Source organism: Actinoplanes sp. NBRC 101535 (assembly GCF_030269225.1).
GTDB classification, from domain to species: Bacteria; Actinomycetota; Actinomycetes; order Mycobacteriales; family Micromonosporaceae; genus Actinoplanes; species Actinoplanes rectilineatus.
Genome location: NZ_BSSY01000003.1, coordinates 518,180 through 535,079, shown reverse-complemented (window position 1 = coordinate 535,079; position 16,900 = coordinate 518,180). Strand labels below are relative to the sequence as shown.

General features: G+C 72.5%; 16 protein-coding genes. 4 read left to right on the top strand and 12 right to left on the bottom strand.

Annotation, left to right across the window (positions count from 1 at the left end; genetic code table 11):
• Positions 1–99 precede the first annotated feature (99 nt).
• Genes QSK32_RS11440 through trpC form a run of 6 tightly spaced genes read right to left on the bottom strand, consistent with a single transcriptional unit; the run spans position 100 to position 5,937 of the window.
• Positions 100–1,284 carry an FAD-dependent oxidoreductase gene (locus tag QSK32_RS11440; RefSeq protein WP_045741307.1) on the bottom strand — a complete coding sequence of 395 codons (1,185 nt, stop codon included), beginning with the start codon at positions 1,282–1,284 and terminating at the stop codon, positions 100–102.
• Positions 1,285–1,290: 6 nt separating this feature from the next.
• Positions 1,291–2,442, bottom strand: a complete 1,152-nt coding sequence (lgt, locus tag QSK32_RS11435) for a prolipoprotein diacylglyceryl transferase (protein WP_285471850.1) — start codon at positions 2,440–2,442, stop codon at positions 1,291–1,293.
• Between the two features lie 39 nt (positions 2,443–2,481).
• The gene (locus QSK32_RS11430) at positions 2,482–3,132 is read right to left on the bottom strand and encodes a pyridoxine/pyridoxamine 5'-phosphate oxidase (RefSeq protein WP_285471849.1); all 651 of its coding nucleotides are present in this window, start codon (positions 3,130–3,132) and stop codon (positions 2,482–2,484) included.
• The gene (gene trpA, locus QSK32_RS11425) at positions 3,129–3,929 is read right to left on the bottom strand and encodes a tryptophan synthase subunit alpha (RefSeq protein ID WP_045741310.1); all 801 of its coding nucleotides are present in this window, start codon (positions 3,927–3,929) and stop codon (positions 3,129–3,131) included. The genes QSK32_RS11430 and trpA overlap by 4 nt, the downstream gene beginning before the upstream one ends.
• The gene (gene trpB / locus QSK32_RS11420) at positions 3,926–5,149 is read right to left on the bottom strand and encodes a tryptophan synthase subunit beta (RefSeq protein ID WP_045741311.1); all 1,224 of its coding nucleotides are present in this window, start codon (positions 5,147–5,149) and stop codon (positions 3,926–3,928) included. Before trpB ends, trpA begins: the two co-directional genes overlap by 4 nt.
• Positions 5,146–5,937 (bottom strand): indole-3-glycerol phosphate synthase TrpC, encoded by a 792-nt coding sequence (gene trpC / locus QSK32_RS11415; protein WP_245673872.1) that lies wholly within the window; start codon positions 5,935–5,937, stop codon positions 5,146–5,148. Before trpC ends, trpB begins: the two co-directional genes overlap by 4 nt.
• Positions 5,938–6,367: 430 nt before the next feature.
• Here trpC and QSK32_RS11410 point away from each other — a divergent pair, with 430 nt between their 5' ends.
• Positions 6,368–6,595 (top strand): hypothetical protein, encoded by a 228-nt coding sequence (locus QSK32_RS11410; protein ID WP_052720271.1) that lies wholly within the window; start codon positions 6,368–6,370, stop codon positions 6,593–6,595.
• A gap of 89 nt (positions 6,596–6,684) precedes the next feature.
• Here QSK32_RS11410 and QSK32_RS11405 read toward each other — a convergent pair whose 3' ends face one another.
• Genes QSK32_RS11405 through hisI form a run of 3 tightly spaced genes read right to left on the bottom strand, consistent with a single transcriptional unit; the run spans position 6,685 to position 9,142 of the window.
• Complete coding sequence (locus tag QSK32_RS11405) at positions 6,685–7,185, bottom strand: Trp biosynthesis-associated membrane protein (protein WP_285471848.1); 501 nt, start codon at positions 7,183–7,185, stop codon at positions 6,685–6,687.
• Between the two features lie 11 nt (positions 7,186–7,196).
• Positions 7,197–8,705 (bottom strand): anthranilate synthase component I, encoded by a 1,509-nt coding sequence (locus tag QSK32_RS11400; RefSeq protein ID WP_045741315.1) that lies wholly within the window; start codon positions 8,703–8,705, stop codon positions 7,197–7,199.
• Positions 8,702–9,142, bottom strand: coding sequence for a phosphoribosyl-AMP cyclohydrolase (gene hisI, locus QSK32_RS11395; RefSeq protein ID WP_425394625.1), 441 nt, complete (start codon positions 9,140–9,142; stop codon positions 8,702–8,704). Before hisI ends, QSK32_RS11400 begins: the two co-directional genes overlap by 4 nt.
• Before the next feature lie 128 nt (positions 9,143–9,270).
• On the opposite strand from hisI, the gene QSK32_RS11390 reads away from it, so the two are divergent.
• Positions 9,271–10,935 carry a hypothetical protein gene (locus QSK32_RS11390; RefSeq protein WP_285471847.1) on the top strand — a complete coding sequence of 555 codons (1,665 nt, stop codon included), beginning with the start codon at positions 9,271–9,273 and terminating at the stop codon, positions 10,933–10,935.
• A 188-nt stretch (positions 10,936–11,123) separates the two neighbouring features.
• Here QSK32_RS11390 and QSK32_RS11385 read toward each other — a convergent pair whose 3' ends face one another.
• Entirely contained in the window at positions 11,124–11,852 is a 729-nt protein-coding gene (locus QSK32_RS11385) for a DUF2470 domain-containing protein (protein ID WP_045741385.1), read from the bottom strand.
• A gap of 70 nt (positions 11,853–11,922) precedes the next feature.
• Between QSK32_RS11385 and rpsD the strand changes: the two genes are divergently transcribed.
• A complete protein-coding gene (gene rpsD / locus QSK32_RS11380; protein WP_045741318.1) occupies positions 11,923–12,531 on the top strand; it encodes a 30S ribosomal protein S4 in 609 nt (202 codons plus the stop codon).
• A 103-nt stretch (positions 12,532–12,634) separates the two neighbouring features.
• Here the strand turns inward: rpsD and QSK32_RS11375 are convergent, their stop codons facing one another.
• Both QSK32_RS11375 and QSK32_RS11370 read right to left on the bottom strand, forming a co-directional pair.
• Positions 12,635–14,395, bottom strand: coding sequence for an ABC transporter ATP-binding protein (locus tag QSK32_RS11375; RefSeq protein ID WP_045741319.1), 1,761 nt, complete (start codon positions 14,393–14,395; stop codon positions 12,635–12,637).
• Positions 14,392–16,140 (bottom strand): ABC transporter ATP-binding protein, encoded by a 1,749-nt coding sequence (locus tag QSK32_RS11370; RefSeq protein ID WP_285471846.1) that lies wholly within the window; start codon positions 16,138–16,140, stop codon positions 14,392–14,394. The genes QSK32_RS11375 and QSK32_RS11370 overlap by 4 nt, the downstream gene beginning before the upstream one ends.
• A 137-nt stretch (positions 16,141–16,277) precedes the next feature.
• On the opposite strand from QSK32_RS11370, the gene QSK32_RS11365 reads away from it, so the two are divergent.
• Positions 16,278–16,868 carry a TIGR03085 family metal-binding protein gene (locus tag QSK32_RS11365; protein ID WP_045741321.1) on the top strand — a complete coding sequence of 197 codons (591 nt, stop codon included), beginning with the start codon at positions 16,278–16,280 and terminating at the stop codon, positions 16,866–16,868.
• Positions 16,869–16,900: the final 32 nt, after the last annotated feature.

Below are 16,900 nucleotides of genomic sequence, written 5' to 3'. Positions count from 1 at the left end.
GACGGGTAGTGGCGGTGGGGGGAGGTGTGGGCGTACCCCCGAAGGAAGCGTGAGAGAGACGCCCAGGCCCTGGTCCGCCTCGAGCCGTCTCCGTTCGGCTCAGTCCGGCGGGGACCAGTCCAGCACCGGATCCAGTGGACGGCCCAGGAAACGCGGGCGCATGTGACTCAGGGCGGCGTCGCGGGCACGCAGCGCGAGACGACCCCGGGCCTGGACCACCGCGGACATCCGGCGGGTCTGACGGACGACCGTCGTGGTCCGCGGGCGGCGCAGGCGGCTGTAGGCGTCCACCGCGGCGACCAGATCGGGACCGGGCGCCGCGTCGGCCATCAGGGCCCGCAGCGTGGCGGCGTCCTCGAAGGCCAGGCAGGCGCCCTGGCCCAGGTGGTGGGGCATGGCGTGGGCGGCGTCGCCGAGCAGGACCACGCCACCGGGACCGCAGCCGAAACCGTAGGCGCGGGGCAGCGGGCGCAACTCGCGGACCCCCTGCGGGACCAGGTCCTCCGGGCGGGTCGCGTCGAGAAGCTCGCCGATCGGGTCGTGCCAGCCGGCGAACCAGCGTTTAAGCAGCGCAAGCTGGGTGGCGGCGGGTTCCGGGCGAGGGGCGCCGGCCGCGGTGGCCACCCAGTAGATGCCGCCCCGGCCCGCCGCGCGCTCGCCGAGAGGGACCGCGACGAAACGGTAACCGGCGCCGAGGGTCTCGCCGCCCAGATCACCGTGCAGGGTCGGCACCCGGAAACCGGGGATGACCGCCTGCCAGGCGGCGAACCCGGAACCGAGCGCCACCGACTCGGGCGCCACCGTGGTGCGGACCCGGCTGTCGATGCCGTCCGCGCCGACCAGCAGGTCCGCCTCGATCGTGGAACGGCCGTCGCTGACGGCGGGACGACTGCCGGCGTCGCAGCGGATCGTGGTGATCTCGAAGCCGGTGCGGATCTCGGTGTGCTCGCCGAGACCCGCGACCAGGGCGTCGTAAAGGTCCTCACAGTGCACCGCGGCGGGACCCGGGCCGGCGCCGGCCCGGGAACGCGGGGCGATCAGCCACTGGCCGTCGGGGCGCCGCACCCCGCCGTCGGGCAGTGCGGACGCTATCCCCGACCAGCCGCCGTCCGGGTCGAGGGCGTCCAGCGCGCGACGGCCGTTGGGCCAGAGGACGAGAGCGGTGGGTGGCGCGGCCACCCGTTCCGCCCGTTCCAGGACGGTGACCCGCCAGCCGGAACGGGACAGCGCACCCGCGGCGGCCAGGCCGGCCATCCCGGCGCCCACCACCACGGCCGTGCGCACGGGACGTCAGTTCTCGTCGGCGGGGCGGGACTCGGCCTTGGCCGGCTCCGGCTCCGGCTCCGGCTCCGGCTCGGACACACTCACCGGTGCGGGCTCGGCCTTCGTCGCGGGCTCCTCACCTGCGCCTGCGCCCGCGCCGGCGTCCGCGTCTGCGCCTGCGCCTGCGTCGGCCGACAGGATGCCGGTCTTCTGGTACGCCAGGAACTGTTCCTCGCTGACCACCTGGTACGCCGTCGGCGGCTTCGGGGTGCCACCGGACTCGGCGGACACGTCCACCGCGGAGACGTCGTCCTTCTCCGCCACCGTCGTCGGGGCGTCGACCGGGACGACGAACTCCCGCGGGCCGCGGACCATGAAGAAGTAGATCGCGGCACCCAGGAAGATGATGATCGAGGTGAACACGTTGAGGCGGATCCCGAAGAACGTGTTGGCCTCGTCGACGCGCAGCATCTCGATCCACAGGCGGCCGGCGGTGTACGCCATCACGTACAGCGCGAACGCCCGGCCCTTGCCGAACTTGAACTTGCGGTCCAGGGCGTAGACCAGGCCGGCCACCCCGAGGTTCCAGACCAGCTCGTAGAGGAAGGTCGGGTGGTAGAGGTCCGGCTTGGTCACCGGTTCACCGTCGATGACGGTGGCGTGGCCGGGGTTCGCCGAGTCCATCTCGTGCACTTCGAGTCCCCACGGCAGGGTGGTGACCTTGCCGTAAAGCTCGTTGTTGAACCAGTTGCCCAGCCGGCCGACCGCCTGCGCCACCGGCAGGCCGGGGGCGAGCGCGTCGGCGAAGACGCTCAGCTTGAGGCCGATCTGGCGGCAGCCGATCCAGGCGCCGACCGCGCCACCGGCCACCGCGCCCCAGATGCCCAGGCCGCCCTCCCAGATGTAGAAGGCGCGGATCGGCTCACCGCCGGCTCCGAAGTAGTCCTGCGGGGAGGTGATCAGGTGGTAGATCCGGGCGCCGACGATGCCGAACGGGACCGCCCACACCACCACGTCCAGCGACGACCACGGCGCCACGCCCCGGGCGCGGAGGCGGCGCTCGGTGATCAGCACCGCGAGCACCATGCCGGCGATGATGCAGAGCGCGTACGCCCTCAGCGGGAACGGGCCTATGTGCCACACCGAAGTGGTGGGACTGGGGATGGCGGCGATGTACACGGGTGCACACGCTACCGCTGTGCGAGCGTCCTGTGACCCTCAGGGCCAGAGGAGTTCCTTGATCCAGACCGCATCGTTACGCCGGTATCGCAGCCGGACGTGCCGTCGCTCGGCGTCACCCTGCCAGAACTCGATGCTGACCGGACTGATCGCGTAGACCGTGTGGTCCTCGGCGACGGTCTGCGGGGCATCGTGGACGAGACGTTCGGCCCGGGTCAGCGCGTCGGCCAGTTCGCCGGGGCTCCCGAGCACCGCGCTCTGTGGCCCGGCCAGGCTCGCCACCCGGGACGGGACCGGGCGGGCCAGGAAGTCGGCGGCGCAGGCCTCCCGGTCGAGCGGGCGCAGCGGTCCGCGGACCCGGATCTGCCGGGCCTGTTCGCGCCAGTGCAGGCCGAGGGCGGCGGACGGGTTCGCGGCGACCTGCCGGCCCTTGGCGCTGTGCCGGTTGGTGGCGAACTGCCAGCCGAGGTCGTCGACCTCTTTCAGCATGAGCACCCGCAGGTCGGGCAGGCCGTCGGCGTCGACGGTGGCCAGGGTGACCGCGTGCGGTTCGCTGACACCGGCGGCCACCGCCTCGGACAGCCAGCGCACGAACAGCGTGTGCGGGTCGTCCGGGGTGGTGGCGGTGTCGAAGCCGGGGAGGTCGCCGGCCAGGACCGGCAACCCCCGCAACTGCTCGCGGATGCTCATGCGCGGCCGCGGACGCCCTCGGCCAGCTCGGCGCTCAGCGCGCGCAGCCGGTCCAGACCGGTGGACCGGTCGGGGGCGTCGAGGACGCAGCGGATCAGCGCGCTGCCGACGATGACACCGTCGGCGAACGCGGCCACCTCGGCGGCCTGCGCGCCGTTGCCGACACCGAGACCCACGCCGATCGGCAGGTCCGGGTCGACCGCGCGGATCCGGGACACCAGTTCGGGTGCCTGCGAGGACACCGCGGTCCGGGCGCCGGTGACGCCCATCAGGGCGGTGGCGTAGACGAAGCCCCGGCAGTTCTCCAGGGTCATCGCGATCCGGGCGTCGGTGGAGCTCGGCGCGACCAGGAAGGTCCGGTCGATGTCGTGCTTGTCCGACGCGGCCAACCACTCCTGCGCCTCGTCCGGGATCAGGTCGGGCGTGATCAGCCCGGTGGCCCCGGCCGCGGCGAGGTCACGGGCGAACGCGTCCACGCCGTACTTCTCGATCGGGTTCCAGTAGGTCATCAGCACGACCGTGGCACCCGCCGACGAGACCGCTTCGATGATCTTCAGGGTGTCGCGGGTGCGGACCCCGTTGGCCAGCGCGATGTCGCTCGCCTTCTGGATCACCGGGCCGTCCATCACCGGATCGGAGTACGGCAGCTCGACCTCGATGACGTCGCACCCGGACCGGTGCATCTCGATCATCTGCTCGATGCTGTCGTCCACCGTCGGGAAGCCGGCCGGCATGCAGCCGACCAGCACCGCACGGTCGTCCGCCTTGGCCGCGGCGAAGGTGCTCGCGATGGTCACGAGACCACGTCCTTGTCCAGGATGCCGAAGTAGGCGCCGGCGGTGTGCACGTCCTTGTCACCGCGACCGGACAGGTTGACCACGATGGTCGGGGTCCGCCCCAGCTCCTCGCGCAGACGCGGGGCGATCTTCGCGGCACCGGCGAGCGCGTGCGCGCTCTCGATCGCCGGGATGATCCCCTCGGTCCGGCAGAGCAGCTGGAACGCCGCCATCGCCTCGGCGTCGGTGACCGGCTCGTACGACGCGCGACCGGCGTCGTGCAGCCAGGCGTGTTCCGGGCCGACACCCGGGTAGTCCAGGCCCGCCGAGATCGAGTGCGACTCGACCGTCTGGCCGTCCTCGTCCTGCAGCAGGTAGGTCCGGTTGCCGTGCAGCACACCGACGGTGCCACCGGTGATCGACGCCGCGTGCCGGCCGGTCTCCACGCCGTCGCCGCCGGCCTCGAAGCCGTACAGCCGCACGCCCTCGTCACCGACGAACGCGTGGAAGATGCCGATCGCGTTGGAGCCGCCGCCGACACAGGCCGCGACCGCGTCCGGCAGTTTGCCGGTCATCTCCAGCACCTGGGCGCGGGCCTCGACGCCGATGCCGCCCACGAAGTCCCGGACGATCTCCGGGAACGGGTGCGGGCCGGCCGCCGTGCCGAGCAGGTAGTGCGTGGTGTCGACGGTGGTCACCCAGTCGCGCAGGGCCTCGTTGAGGGCGTCCTTGAGCGTGCGGGAGCCGTTGGTCACCGGGATGACCCGGGCGCCGAGCATCCGCATCCGGGCCACGTTGAGCGCCTGCCGCTCGGTGTCCGTCTCACCCATGTAGACGACACACTCGAGGTCGAGCAGGGCGGCCGCGGTGGCGCTGGCCACGCCGTGCTGGCCGGCGCCGGTCTCGGCGATCACCCGCGGCTTGCCCATCCGCTTGGCGAGCAGGGCCTGCCCCAGCACGTTGCGCACCTTGTGGGCGCCGGTGTGGTTCAGGTCCTCCCGCTTGAGCAGGATCTCCGCGCCGAGCGCCTCGGACAGCCGGGTCGCCCGGTAGAGCAGCGACGGGGTGCCCGCGTAGTTCAGCAGCAGATCCTGGAAGCGCGCCTGGAACTCCGGGTCGGCCTTCGCCGACCGGTAGGCGGCGTCCAGCTCGTCCAGGGCCTTGACCAGCGCCTCCGGGACGAACCGGCCGCCGTACTTCCCGAAGTGCCCGGCCAGATCCGGCAGTGACGGCGCGGTCATCGAACCGGCCTGGGCGTGGCGGGGTGGTTGCCGGCGTTGACCAGCTCGGCCACCGCGTCGCGCGGCGACTTCTGCGTCACCAGGCCCTCGCCGACCAGCACCGCGTCGGCACCGGCCGAGGCGTAGCGGATCAGGTCGTGCGGCCCGCGCACACCGGACTCGGCGATCTTGACCACGTTGTTCGGCAGGCCGGGCGCGATCCGCTCGAAGACGGACCGGTCCACCTCGAGGGTGCGCAGGTCACGGGCGTTCACCCCGATCACCTTCGCGTTCGCCTCCAGTGCCCGGTCGGCCTCCTCCTCGTTGTGCACCTCGACGAGGGCGGTCATGCCCAGGGACTCGATGCGCTCGAGGAGGCCGACGAGGACGTTCTGCTCGAGGGCCGCGACGATCAGCAGCACCAGGTCGGCGCCGTGGGCCCGGGCCTCGTGGATCTGGTAGCTGGAGACCACGAAGTCCTTGCGCAGCACCGGGATCTTCACCGACTTGCGGACCGCGGCGAGGTCGTCGAGCGACCCGCCGAACCAGCGGCCCTCGGTGAGCACGCTGATGCAGCGCGCACCGCCCGCCGCATACTCCGCGGCCAGGTCAGCCGGGTCCGGGATATCCGCGATGGCGCCCTTGGAGGGCGAGGCCCGCTTGACCTCGGCGATCACCGCCACGCCCGGCTTGCGCAACGCGGCGTACGCGTCGATCGCCGGCGGGGCTGCCGCCGCTAGTTCACGGACCTGTTCGAGGGGCAGCTTCGCCTGGCGAGCCGCCACGTCCTCGCGCACTCCGGCGAGGATCTCCTCGAGAACGTTCTGCTGCGGCGCCGCTCCGCGCCGCGCGGGTCCGCCACTGCCCGCTTCCGCCTGATCGGATGTCACGTCATGACTCCCCTCTCCGGGTGTCTTCGGCCCGATGCTAGGAGGTGACGGCGGGTGACGGCCTCCCGGGGGTATGGCGCGCCTCACGGATTGGACTCCGGCATAATGCCAGGCTGCCCCACGCGGGCTGTTCGCTCGGTCACAGTCCGGAAAACCTGGCACACGCCCTGTGCAGGGCATCCTCCGCCGTTCAGCCGATCCCGTCCCCCGTTGACCCACGTGTCACCGTGCGGAAACAGGTCTCCGCCACGATGGGCTTCGGGCAGACTTGTCCCGGCGTCGGTGCACGCCGAGAAGTCGGACGATGATGTGGAGACGAGCAATGGCTACTGCCTCCTCTACCCCTCCGATGGGGTTCGCAAGCCTCTCCCGGACGATCGTGTCGATCGCGGCCGACGTGGCCACCGGGGTGCAGAGGGCCGTGGTCGGCCCGGCGAACGTGCGGACGGCACGCGACAACGCCTGGGACGCGATCCAGGCCGACATGGCCCGGGCCGAGGCGCGTGCCGACGTCGGCCGCGCACTGGCCGCGATGGCGGCGACCCGACGGGTGAAGACCTTCGCCCGGGCTTCCTGATTCACCCGAACGGGACCGTTCAGCCCCGGACACGCCGGAAAACGGACTAGGCGCATCCCGTGGGGAAACCGACCGCGAGAAAGTGACTTTCAGGCGGTCGGGTCGTCACCCCGGTCGAGGGCGTCCCACGCCGCGCGGGTGTCGGAGGCGGGACTGTTCACCACCGGAACGGACGTGGACGTGCTCCGTTCGTACCGTGCGGACATGCCGGACCACTGATCGCCGTGCCGCGCCGCCAGCACCCCGCCCAGCACGACGACCGCGCTGCCCAGCAGCGCTCCCCCCGGCCAGACGCCGGAGGCGACTCCGGCCCAGGCCACCACCGCTCCCGCGGCCATCGCCGTGCCCACCACCGAGATCAGACCGCCGAGCCCGCGGCGGACCGGCCCGCGGGCGACCAGCAGCACTCCCGCGCCGGCGAGGGCGACCAGCGCCAGGCCGACCAGCCACGGGTGCAGGTCGGCGCCGGTCTGCTCGGTCCGCAGCTCGGGCAGCCCGGTGCGCTGCTCGACCTCGACCGTCCAGACCCGGGTGACCGACCAGAGGATCAGCCCGCCGCCGGCCAGGCAGGCGACGAGCGAGGCGAGCATGCCGCGCGGGTTCACCGGGCGGCGCGCAACGTCTCGGCGGAGGCGATGGCGGCGAGCACCGCGGCGGCCTTGTTGCGGGTCTCCTGCTCCTCGGCCGCCGGGTCGGAGTCGGCGACGATGCCCGCGCCCGCCCCGACGTAGGCGACACCGTCCTTGAGCAGCGCGGTGCGGATCGCGATCGCCATGTCCATGTCGCCGGCCAGGCCGAAGTAGCCGACCGTGCCGCCGTAGAGGCCCCGCCGGACCGGCTCCAGCTCCTCGATGATCTCCATGGCCCGGACCTTGGGCGCACCGGAGAGCGTGCCGGCCGGGAAGGTCGCGGCCAGCGCGTCGAAAGCGGTGCGGTCGGAGCGCAGCCGGCCGACGACCGTGGACACGATGTGCATGACGTGGCTGTACCGCTCGATCCGGGCGAACTCCGGCACCTCGACGCTGCCCGGCTCGCACACCCGGCCCAGGTCGTTGCGCCCCAGGTCGACCAGCATCACGTGCTCGGCGCGTTCCTTCGGGTCGGCGAGCAGCTCGGCGGCGAGCGCGGCGTCCTGCTCCGGGGTGGCGCCCCGCCAGCGGGTGCCGGCGATCGGGTGCAGCAGGGCGGTACGGTTCGCGCTGACCTTGAGGTGTGCCTCCGGCGACGAGCCGACGATGTCGAAGTCGTCGAAGCGCAACAGGTACATGTACGGGCTCGGGTTGGTGGCCCGCAGCACCCGGTAGATGTCCAGCGCGGTCGCGTCGGTCGGGCGCTCGAATCGCTGCGCCACCACGATCTGGAAGCACTCGCCGGCCCGGATCGCCTCCTTCGCGACCTCGACGGCCTTCTGGTACTCACCCGGGGCGGTGCGGCTGACCGGCTCACCGGCCGGAACGCGCTCCACCGTGGAGACCATCGGCGGGGTGGGCCGCGACAGCGCGGTGGTCATCGCGTCCAGCCGGCCGATCGCCTGGTGGTAGGCGGCACGACGGGCGGTCTCGTCGGCGCCGGCGTCCAGGATCGCGTTCGCCACCAGCAGCGCCGAACCCTCGTGGTGGTCCAGCACGACCAGGTCGGTGGCGAGCATCATGCCCAGCTCGGGCAGCGGCACGTCCTCGGTCGCCGTGGACGGCAGCCGTTCGAAGCGGCGGACCAGGTCGTAGCCGATGTAGCCGACCAGGCCGCCGGTGAGCGGCGGAAGACCGTCGTCGGGCGCGCTCGCGCCGGTCAGCGCGGCCACCGTCTCGCGCAGGGCCGCCACCGGATCACCCCCGAGGGGTACGCCGGCCGGCGGTGTCCCGAGCCAGGCCGCCTCCCCGTCACGTTCGACGAGCGTCGCCGTGCTCCGGACGCCGATGAAGGAGTACCGCGACCAGGCCAGGCCCTGCTCCGCCGACTCGAGCAGGAAGGTGCCCGGTCCGCCGGCCAGCTTGGTGTAGACGCCGACCGGGGTCTCGCCGTCGGCGAGCAGTTTGCGGGTGACCGGCACGACCCGGCGGTCGATCGCGAGGAACCCGGCCTCGTCGGGGACAGTGGCGCCGCTTGTCACTTCGCATCCTCCACGGGGAGATCGTCGGTGAAGCAGGTGTGCGTGCCGGTGTGGCAGGCGGCGCCGGTCTGCTCGACGGTCAGCAGCAGCGCGTCCCCGTCGCAGTCCAGCGAGACCCGGCGGACGTGCTGGTGGTGGCCGGAGGTGGCGCCCTTCACCCAGTACTCCCCGCGGCTGCGGGACCAGTAGGTGGCCCGGCCGGTGGCCAGCGTGCGGCGCAGCGCCTCGTCGTCCATCCAGGCCAGCATCAGGACGTCGCCGGTGCCGTGCTCCTGCACGATCGCGGCGACCAGGCCGTCAGGGGTGCGCTTGAGCCGGGCGGCGATCGCCGGGTCGAGGGAGGTCTCTGCTGCATCGGATACGGGCACGCTCGGATTCTCCCCCAGGCACCGGGCCGCCCGGTAACCGCCTGTGGAAGGCCCACGATCCGGGCACAGGGGATGTGCCGGGCGATCGGGAGCGGTACGGTCGCCGGAACGCGGTACGTGCCCGACTGCCTGCCGTCCGTGTCCGTGCGGTTCTCCGGATCCGGTGGCGGCGCCCCACTACGGGAGTGGTGAAACGGATGGAGCCGACGTCCAACAGTGACAGCACCGTGCCCTCGAGCGGCATGCCGCGGATGTGGCAGGGCCGTCCGGACAGCCTCGCGGACGGCGTGGAGGCGGACGTGGTCGCGCTCGGCACCCGGGGGCCGACGGCCTCCCCACCCGATCCGTTCGGGCTGAACAAGGCGGCCGGGCGGGTCGGTCCGGGCACGCCCCGGCCCCCGGTGGCCGGCCGTCCGGCCACCGGCGCACCCGGCCGGAAGGGGCACGGCGATACTGATCACTCGGTACCTCCGGACGACGAGACGGACCCCGGTCAGGACGTAAAGTCCGTGGAGCCGGAGAGCCGGGTCGGCGGATTCCGGCTCGGCAACGCCGGCCGGTTCCTCTTCGGCGGGCGCACCGTCCCCGAACAGGACGACAAGGCGGAGAAGGCCGAGGACGCCGAGGCGGACACGCCCGGTTCGGGGACCGCGGAAGAACCCGGGGACACCGAACCGGACGCGGCCCCGGCCGATGATCAGGACACCGCCGAACCGGCGGCGACCAGCGATGAGAACGGACGTGAGGACATGAACGGACGGGCAGGCGCGCCCGGCTACGCACAGGCCGGCGAGCAGCTGGGCCCGGACGGCGTGCCGGCATCGCCGGCGGCCGGCACCGGCGACGAGCTCGACCCGGGGACACCCGTGGAGCACGCGCGCCCGGTCGCCGGCTGGGCCTCGGTGCCCAGCGCGGCCCAGCCGGCCGTGCCGACCTCCGGTGTCCCGATGGCCGGGCCGGTCTCCGGAGCTCCGGTCTCCCCCGAGTTCCCGGTGTCTCCGGACTTCCCGGCCGGCCCCTTCGGCGTGCCGGACTTCACCCCGGACCACCCCGCCGGGACGCTCGCGCCGACCTCCGGGGTTCCCGTCCCGGCGCCGGCGCCGGCCCCCGAGCCGCGCCCGGTCGCCGAGGCCGCACCGGCCGCACCGGTCAGCCCGGCGGTGGAGGCCCCCGCGGTCGCCTCGCCGACGATGACGGTGCCGCTGCTGCAGATCCCGGCGACCCGGACCCCGCCGGACGCCGAGCCGGCCGAGAGCTCCACCGGGTACGCGGGACTCCCGCCGGCCGGTGACGGCTCGTTCGGTTTCAGCCCGACCGGATACAGCCTCGGCCGCTCCGGCGAGGTGTACGGGTCGGCCGCGGTCGCCCCGGCGTCCGCACCGGTCGCGCCGCAGCCGGTGTCGGCCGCGCCGCAGGCCCCCTCGGTCGCCGCGCCGCAGGTCGAGTTCCCGGTCTTCCCGGGCAGCGGCGCCGGGGTGACCGGTCTCGCGGGCGGTGGCGTCCGCCGGTCGGCCAGCCTGGAGGACGTCGAGCCGGCCCGCCGGGCACGCCGCCCGGAGGACGCTCTGGACGGGCCGGGCGACGACGCCGGCACCCCGCGCACGATCTGGGACGAGGACGCGGCCCGGCACTTCCGGGCGGCCTGGCACGAGGTGAAGGCGGAGTTCGTCGACGACCCGGTGACGGCGCTCACCCGGGCGCACGACCTGCTCACCGACGCGGTCAACGAGCTGACCGAGGTGCTGCTGGCCGAGCGGGACGATCTGGACCCGCTGCGCGGCACCGACACCCCGGACACCGAGAGCATGCGGATGGCGATGCGCGGGTACCGCGAGTTCCTGGACCGGATCCTGTCGCTCTGACGTCCGGCATGTGATCAACACGACGGAGGGCCGCACCTCGAGGTGCGGCCCTCCGTCGTGTGTGGTGTGGTTGTGCTCTGCCGACCGCGGCACCGGCCGGCAGAGCACATGACGGGATCCCGCGGCCAGACGGCGGCAGAAGGTTGGCCGTCGGGATCCCGCCCGTCAGGGGAGCTCCGGGTCGGAGCTCAGGCCGCGGTGCAGCGGCGGCAGAGGATCGGGTGCAGCAGATGCGCCAGGTCGTGGCGGTCCGTCACCGGCCGCGGGAACGCGAGTCGCGCGCTGCGCCCGCCGAGGCGCACCAGGAATCCGTAGCGGTCCATCCGGACCACCTTGGGGTCGTCGCCGGGGCGGGCGGCTTTGCCCAGCTGGCGGCGTACGTAGTCGCTCATCTCCTCGTCGTGGTGGTCGGCGAGGTCGGCAATCAGGTCGAACTCGACGGCACGCAGCGGGTCGGGGCTCGCCTCGGCGTAGTCGTCCGGGTCGATCTCGACGAGTTTCTCGTTGCGTTCCCAGCGGACCTCGGCGACGTCCATCCGGTAGATCGCCTGGCTCCCGCCGATGTCGAGCAGGTCGCCGGTGGCGTCGGTGTCGGCGTAGTCGAGGGCCGCGGCCCGGGCGTCCTCACCGTCGAGCCGTGCGGCCCAGCCGGAGACCCAGACCCGGCCGAGCGACGGGGATGCCGCCATCGGTGGCACGTCGCGGATGTCGAGAACGAGCGCGGTGTCGTCGTTGCCGTCCTGTGGGCGAAGTGCGGCGGCGAGAGTACCCTCGGCGGGCACGAGGAGCAGGATCCGCCCCTGGGTGTCGGTCACGTGCCGGACCGGCACCGGTCCCGGACGGCAGGCGATGTGGGCGACGGCGGGCAGGTGACCGGCGGCGAGGGTACGCGCGATCTCGCTAGGACTGGGTTGCATGACGAGCACCTCCGGGCACCGGTTAGGCTTACCTAAGTTAGGCAAGGCTAACCGTAACAGGAGATCACGAGTGAACAACTCTCGACCCAAGGCGAAGCTCTCCCGAGCTCTCGGTATCCCGCTGACGCGCAAGTGCGTCAAGTACTTCGAGCGGCGGCCGTTCCCGCCGGGTGTGCACGGCCGGGGACGTCGCAAGAGCTCGGACTACCAGGTTCGTCTGCTGGAGAAGCAGCGCCTGCGCCACCAGTACAACATCAGCGAGGTCCAGATGCGGGCCGCGTACGACGCCGCCCACAAGGCCGAGGGCAAGACCGGCGAGACGATGGTCACCCTGCTCGAGCGCCGCCTCGACGCCACGGTGTTCCGCGCCGGTTTCACCCGGACCATCTACCAGGCCCGCCAGCTCGTCGTGCACGGTCACTTCACCGTGGACGGCAAGAAGGTCGACCGCCCCGGCTACAAGCTCAAGCCGGGTCAGGTCATCGAGGTCAAGGAGACGAGCCGGCAGAAGCCGCCGTTCCAGATCGCCGCGACCGGCACGCACATCGACGGCCCGACCGCGCCGTACCTCTCCACCGTCCTCGAGGACCTGCGCAGCACGGTGATCCGCGCCCCGCAGCGTTCCGAGGTGCCCGTCATGTGCGACGAGCAGCTCGTGGTGGAGTACTACGCCCGCTGAGCCGGACAGGCTCTTGAATCGCTGAAATGGCGGGCCTCTCGCAGCGGTTGCGTACCCCGCAGCCGCTGCGAGCGACGCGCTCATCTCACCGGGATCGTTCCGGTCAGCGCGTTTGTTCCAACCAGCTGGCGTAGAGCTTGGCGTAGATCGACCCCTCCTCGGCGACGAGGCGGGCATGCGGGCCGCGTTGTACGACGCGGCCCGCATCCACCACGACGACCTCGTCGGCGGCCTCGGCCGTGGACAACCGGTGCGCGATGGCCACCGTGGTCCGGCCGCGGGTCACCAGATCCAGGGCGTGCTGCAGGCGCACCTCGGTGGCCGGGTCCACCGCGCTGGTCGCCTCGTCCAGCACCAGCAGGTCCGGGTCCGCGACGTACGCCCGGACCAGCGCCACCAGCTGACGCTCCCCCACGCTGAGCGCCTCACCGCGTTCGCCCACCGGGGTGTCCAGCCCCTCCGTGAGCCCGGCCAGCCAGTCGCCGAGACCCAGTTCGGTGAACGCCCGCTGGAGATCCGCGTCGGTGAGATCCGGGTCGGCGAAACGGATGTTCTCCGCCACCGTGGCGTCGAAGAGGAAACCGTCCTGCGGGACCATCACCACCCGCGAGCGCAGCGACGAGAACCGCACGTCGCGCAGTGGCACCCCGGAGAGCAGCACCTCGCCCCCGGCCGGGTCCATCAGCCGGGTGAGCAGCTTGGCGAACGTGGTCTTGCCGCTGCCGGTCTCGCCGACCACGGCCACCTTGGTCCGGGCCGGGATCTCCTGGTCGACGTCCTGCAGCACCAGCGGGCCGCCCGGATAGCGGAACGACACGTCGCGGAACCGCACCGACAGCGGGCCCTCGGGCAGGTCGACGCCCTTGTCGTCGGGGTCGGCCACATCCGGTTCGACGTCGAGCACGTCCAGGATGCGCCGCCAGCCGGCCACCGCGTTCTGCGCCTCGTTGAGCATGTCGGTGGCGATCTGCACCGGCTGGATGAAGAGCGTCACCAGGAACAGGAACGCGGTCAGCCGGCCCACGGTCAGCTCACCGTCCACCCCGAGCAGCACCCCGACGACCACCACGCCGGACAGGGCGAGACCGGCGCCGATCTCGCCGCTGGAGAAGCTCGTCACACTCGTACGCAGGGCCCGCTGCTGGGCCACCCGCAGATCCTCGATCGCGGTGTCCAGGCGCTGCTCGGTGCGGGCGGCCACGCCGTACGACCGGATCACCGACGCCCCCACCACGCTCTCGGCGACCGCGCCCATCATCGTGCCGGTGCGTTCCCGGACCGACCGGTAGACCGCGGCCAGCCGCTTCTGGAACAGCCGGATCACACCGACGGCCGGGCCGAAGGCGAGCAGCACCACGATGGTGAGCTGCCAGGAGTAGACGGCCATCACGATCGTCGACACGATCAGCTGCCCGCTGGCCAGCAGCAACTGCACGCCGCCGGTCTGCAGGAAGGTGGAGATCTGGTCGACGTCGCTGGTCACCCGGGACACCGAGGAACCCCGGCGCTCGGACTGCTGGTGCAGCATGGACAGGTCGTGGATGTGCCGGAAGGTCCGGGAGCGCAGCGCGCCGAGCGCGGTCTCGCTGACCGCGAACAGCCGCCGGGTCATCAGATAGCCGCAGAGCGTGGAGACCGCCAGGGCGGCCAGGGTCAGCGCCACCACGACCAGCACGATCTGCGGGTCGGGCCCGCCGTCGCCCCGGATGCCGTGGTCGATGCCCTGCTGCACGGCGATCGGCACGGCCACCCGGCCGGCCATCTGCAGGAGCGCCAGTGCGACCGTGCCGCCCAGTCCGGTCCGCAGTTCGGGCGAGAGGGCCAGACCCCGCTTGATGGTGGCGAAGGTGCCGTCGCTGCTCACTGCTGCTCCGCTTTCTCGTACGCCGTGACCAGGTCCCGGTAGCCCGGCTGGGACGCCATCAACGCGGTGTGCGTCCCGGTCGCCACCACTCGGCCCCGGTGCAGGTAGACCACCTCGTCGGCGAGGGCGATGGTGGCCCGCCGGTAGGCCACCACCAGGATCGACGCGCCCGCGTCCGGTCCGCGCAGGGCTCCCAGCACGGCCGCCTCCACCCGCGGGTCGACCGCGCTGGTGGCGTCGTCGAGCACCAGCAGCCGGGGCTTGCCGGCCAGCGCCCGGGCCAGGGTGAGCCGCTGGCGCTGGCCGCCGGAGAGCGACGTGCCGCGCTCGCCGACCGCGGTGTCCAGTTTCGCCGGCAGTCCGGCGGCGAACGTCTGGGCCTGGGCCAGCCGCAGCGCCGTCCAGACCCGGTCGTCGTCGATGTCCGGCCGGTCCAGCGCCACGTTGCCGCGGATCGTGTCGTCGAAGACGAACGGCACCTGCGGGACCAGCGCGGTCGCGGCGGCCAGGTCGGCGGCGGCCAGGTCGGGCAGTTTCACCCCGTCGACGGCGACCGTGCCGGTGTCGGGGTCGACCAGGCGGACCGCGAGGGCGGCGATGGTGGACTTGCCGGATCCGGTGGCGCCGACCAGGGCCACCGTCTTACCGGCCGGAACGGTGAAGCTGACGTCGTGCAGGACCTCCGGTCCGCCCTCGTAGTGGTAGGACACCTGCTCGAAGGCCAGCTCGGCCGGGCCCGCGCCGGGGAGCCCGGCTTGCCCGTACGCCAGATCGCCCTCCGCGGCGAGGACGGCCTGGACCCTCTCCCATCCGGCCACGCTGCGCGGCAGTTCGCCGACCACCCAGCCGATCGCGCGCACCGGGAAGGCCAGCACGGTGAACAGGAACGCGACGCTGACCAGCTCGGACACGCTGATCGCGCCCTGCTGCAGCCGCCAGGTGCCGATCAGCAGCACGGCCAGCGTGCCGATGCTGGGCAGGGTGTCCATCAGCGGGTCGAACAGGCCGCGCAGCCGGCCCACCGCGATCAGCGCGTCCCGCAGTTCGGCGACGAAGACGCCGAACCGGCGGGATTCGTCCGCCTCCCGGCCCATGGTCTTGACCACGAGCGCGCCGTCGAAACTCTCGTGCGCCACCGAGCTGACTTTGGCGCGCATCCGCTGCGCGTGGATCTGCCGCGGCGACATCCGCCGGGAGTAGGCCAGGTTCAGCGCGAACAGCGACGGGAACAGCGCCACGCCGATCAGCGCGAGCACCCAGTCGGTGACGAACAGCGAGATCACCGCGCCGAAGATCATCACGATGGTGCCGACTGCGAACGGCAGCGGCGCGATCGGCACGAACGCCGCCTCCACGTCCGAGGTGGCGTTGGAGAGCAGGCTGCCGGTGGAGTGCCGCTGATGCCAGGCCGGCGGCAGCGACAGGTAGCGGCGGGTCACCGCACGGCGGTACCGCGCCTGCAGCCGGAACTGCATGTAGCCGGCGCCCAGGCGCCTGCCGAAGATGGTCGCCACCCGCAGGCCGGCGATGCCGAGAAGGATCGCGACGATCGTCGCGAGCTCCCCGGCGCCGACCCGGCCCGCCGCGAAGGCCGGCACCACGACGTGCCCGATCACGAAACCCACGACGTACGAGTTGGCGATGATCAGCAATCCGAAGATGCTGCTGCCCACCGCTCCGATGGTGAAGAGGCGTGGTTCGGTGCGGATCGCCTGCCCGAGCACCCGCAAGCCCCGTCCCAGCACGTCATTGCTGGCCCTGCCGCTCAATGTCCTACCCGACTGGTAAGTGTTCGCCGCGCTTTCCGGCCTTACCCACCCATCCTGCCCAACCCGGGCCGCGTTTACATTGTGGCCACGATTACATCGCCTACGATCGACGGATGGTCAACCACGCGCGCACCGAGCGGGCACTCCTCGCCGACCTGCTGCTCCGCACCGGCCCGGACGCACCCACCCTGTGCGAGGGCTGGACCACCCGTGACCTGGCCGCCCACCTGGTCGTCCGGGAACGGCGGCCGGACTCGGCGATCGGGATGCTCGTCCCGCCGCTGGCCGGCCACGGGGAGAGGGTCCGGCTGGCCCGTGCCGCCCTGCCCTACGAGCAGCTGATCGACCAGATCCGCAACCCGCCGGCCTGGGGCCCGCTGACCAACCCGGTGACCGACCCGCTGGTCAACACGGTCGAGTTCTTCATCCACCACGAGGACGTCCGCCGGACGGGTGACGACTGGGCGCCCCGCGAGCTCGATCCGGAACTGACCGCGATCATCTGGCGCAACGTGAAACTGATCGGCCGGGCCACACTGCGCCGCAAGGGTGTCGGCGCCGAGGTGTCGGCCCCCGGTCTCCCGGCGTTCCGGGCCGGTTCCGGCGAACCCCGGGGCCGGATCAGCGGCGACCCCGGCGAGCTGGCGCTGTACTTCTTCGGACGGGAGCAGGTCGCCCGGGTCACCGCGGAGTGGCCCGCCTGAACGGCCCACGACCGGTCCCACCGCGCCGTTCT

Coding starts and splice junctions, on each gene's coding strand:
- QSK32_RS11430 (WP_285471849.1), bottom strand. CDS start 3,132: ATGAGCATCCGCGAGCAGTTGCGGGGGTTGCCGGTCCTGGCCGGCGAC.
- trpB (WP_045741311.1), bottom strand. CDS start 5,149: ATGACCGCGCCGTCACTGCCGGATCTGGCCGGGCACTTCGGGAAGTAC.
- QSK32_RS11410 (WP_052720271.1), top strand. CDS start 6,368: ATGGGGTTCGCAAGCCTCTCCCGGACGATCGTGTCGATCGCGGCCGAC.
- QSK32_RS11405 (WP_285471848.1), bottom strand. CDS start 7,185: ATGCTCGCCTCGCTCGTCGCCTGCCTGGCCGGCGGCGGGCTGATCCTC.
- QSK32_RS11390 (WP_285471847.1), top strand. CDS start 9,271: ATGGAGCCGACGTCCAACAGTGACAGCACCGTGCCCTCGAGCGGCATG.
- QSK32_RS11385 (WP_045741385.1), bottom strand. CDS start 11,852: ATGCAACCCAGTCCTAGCGAGATCGCGCGTACCCTCGCCGCCGGTCAC.
- QSK32_RS11365 (WP_045741321.1), top strand. CDS start 16,278: ATGGTCAACCACGCGCGCACCGAGCGGGCACTCCTCGCCGACCTGCTG.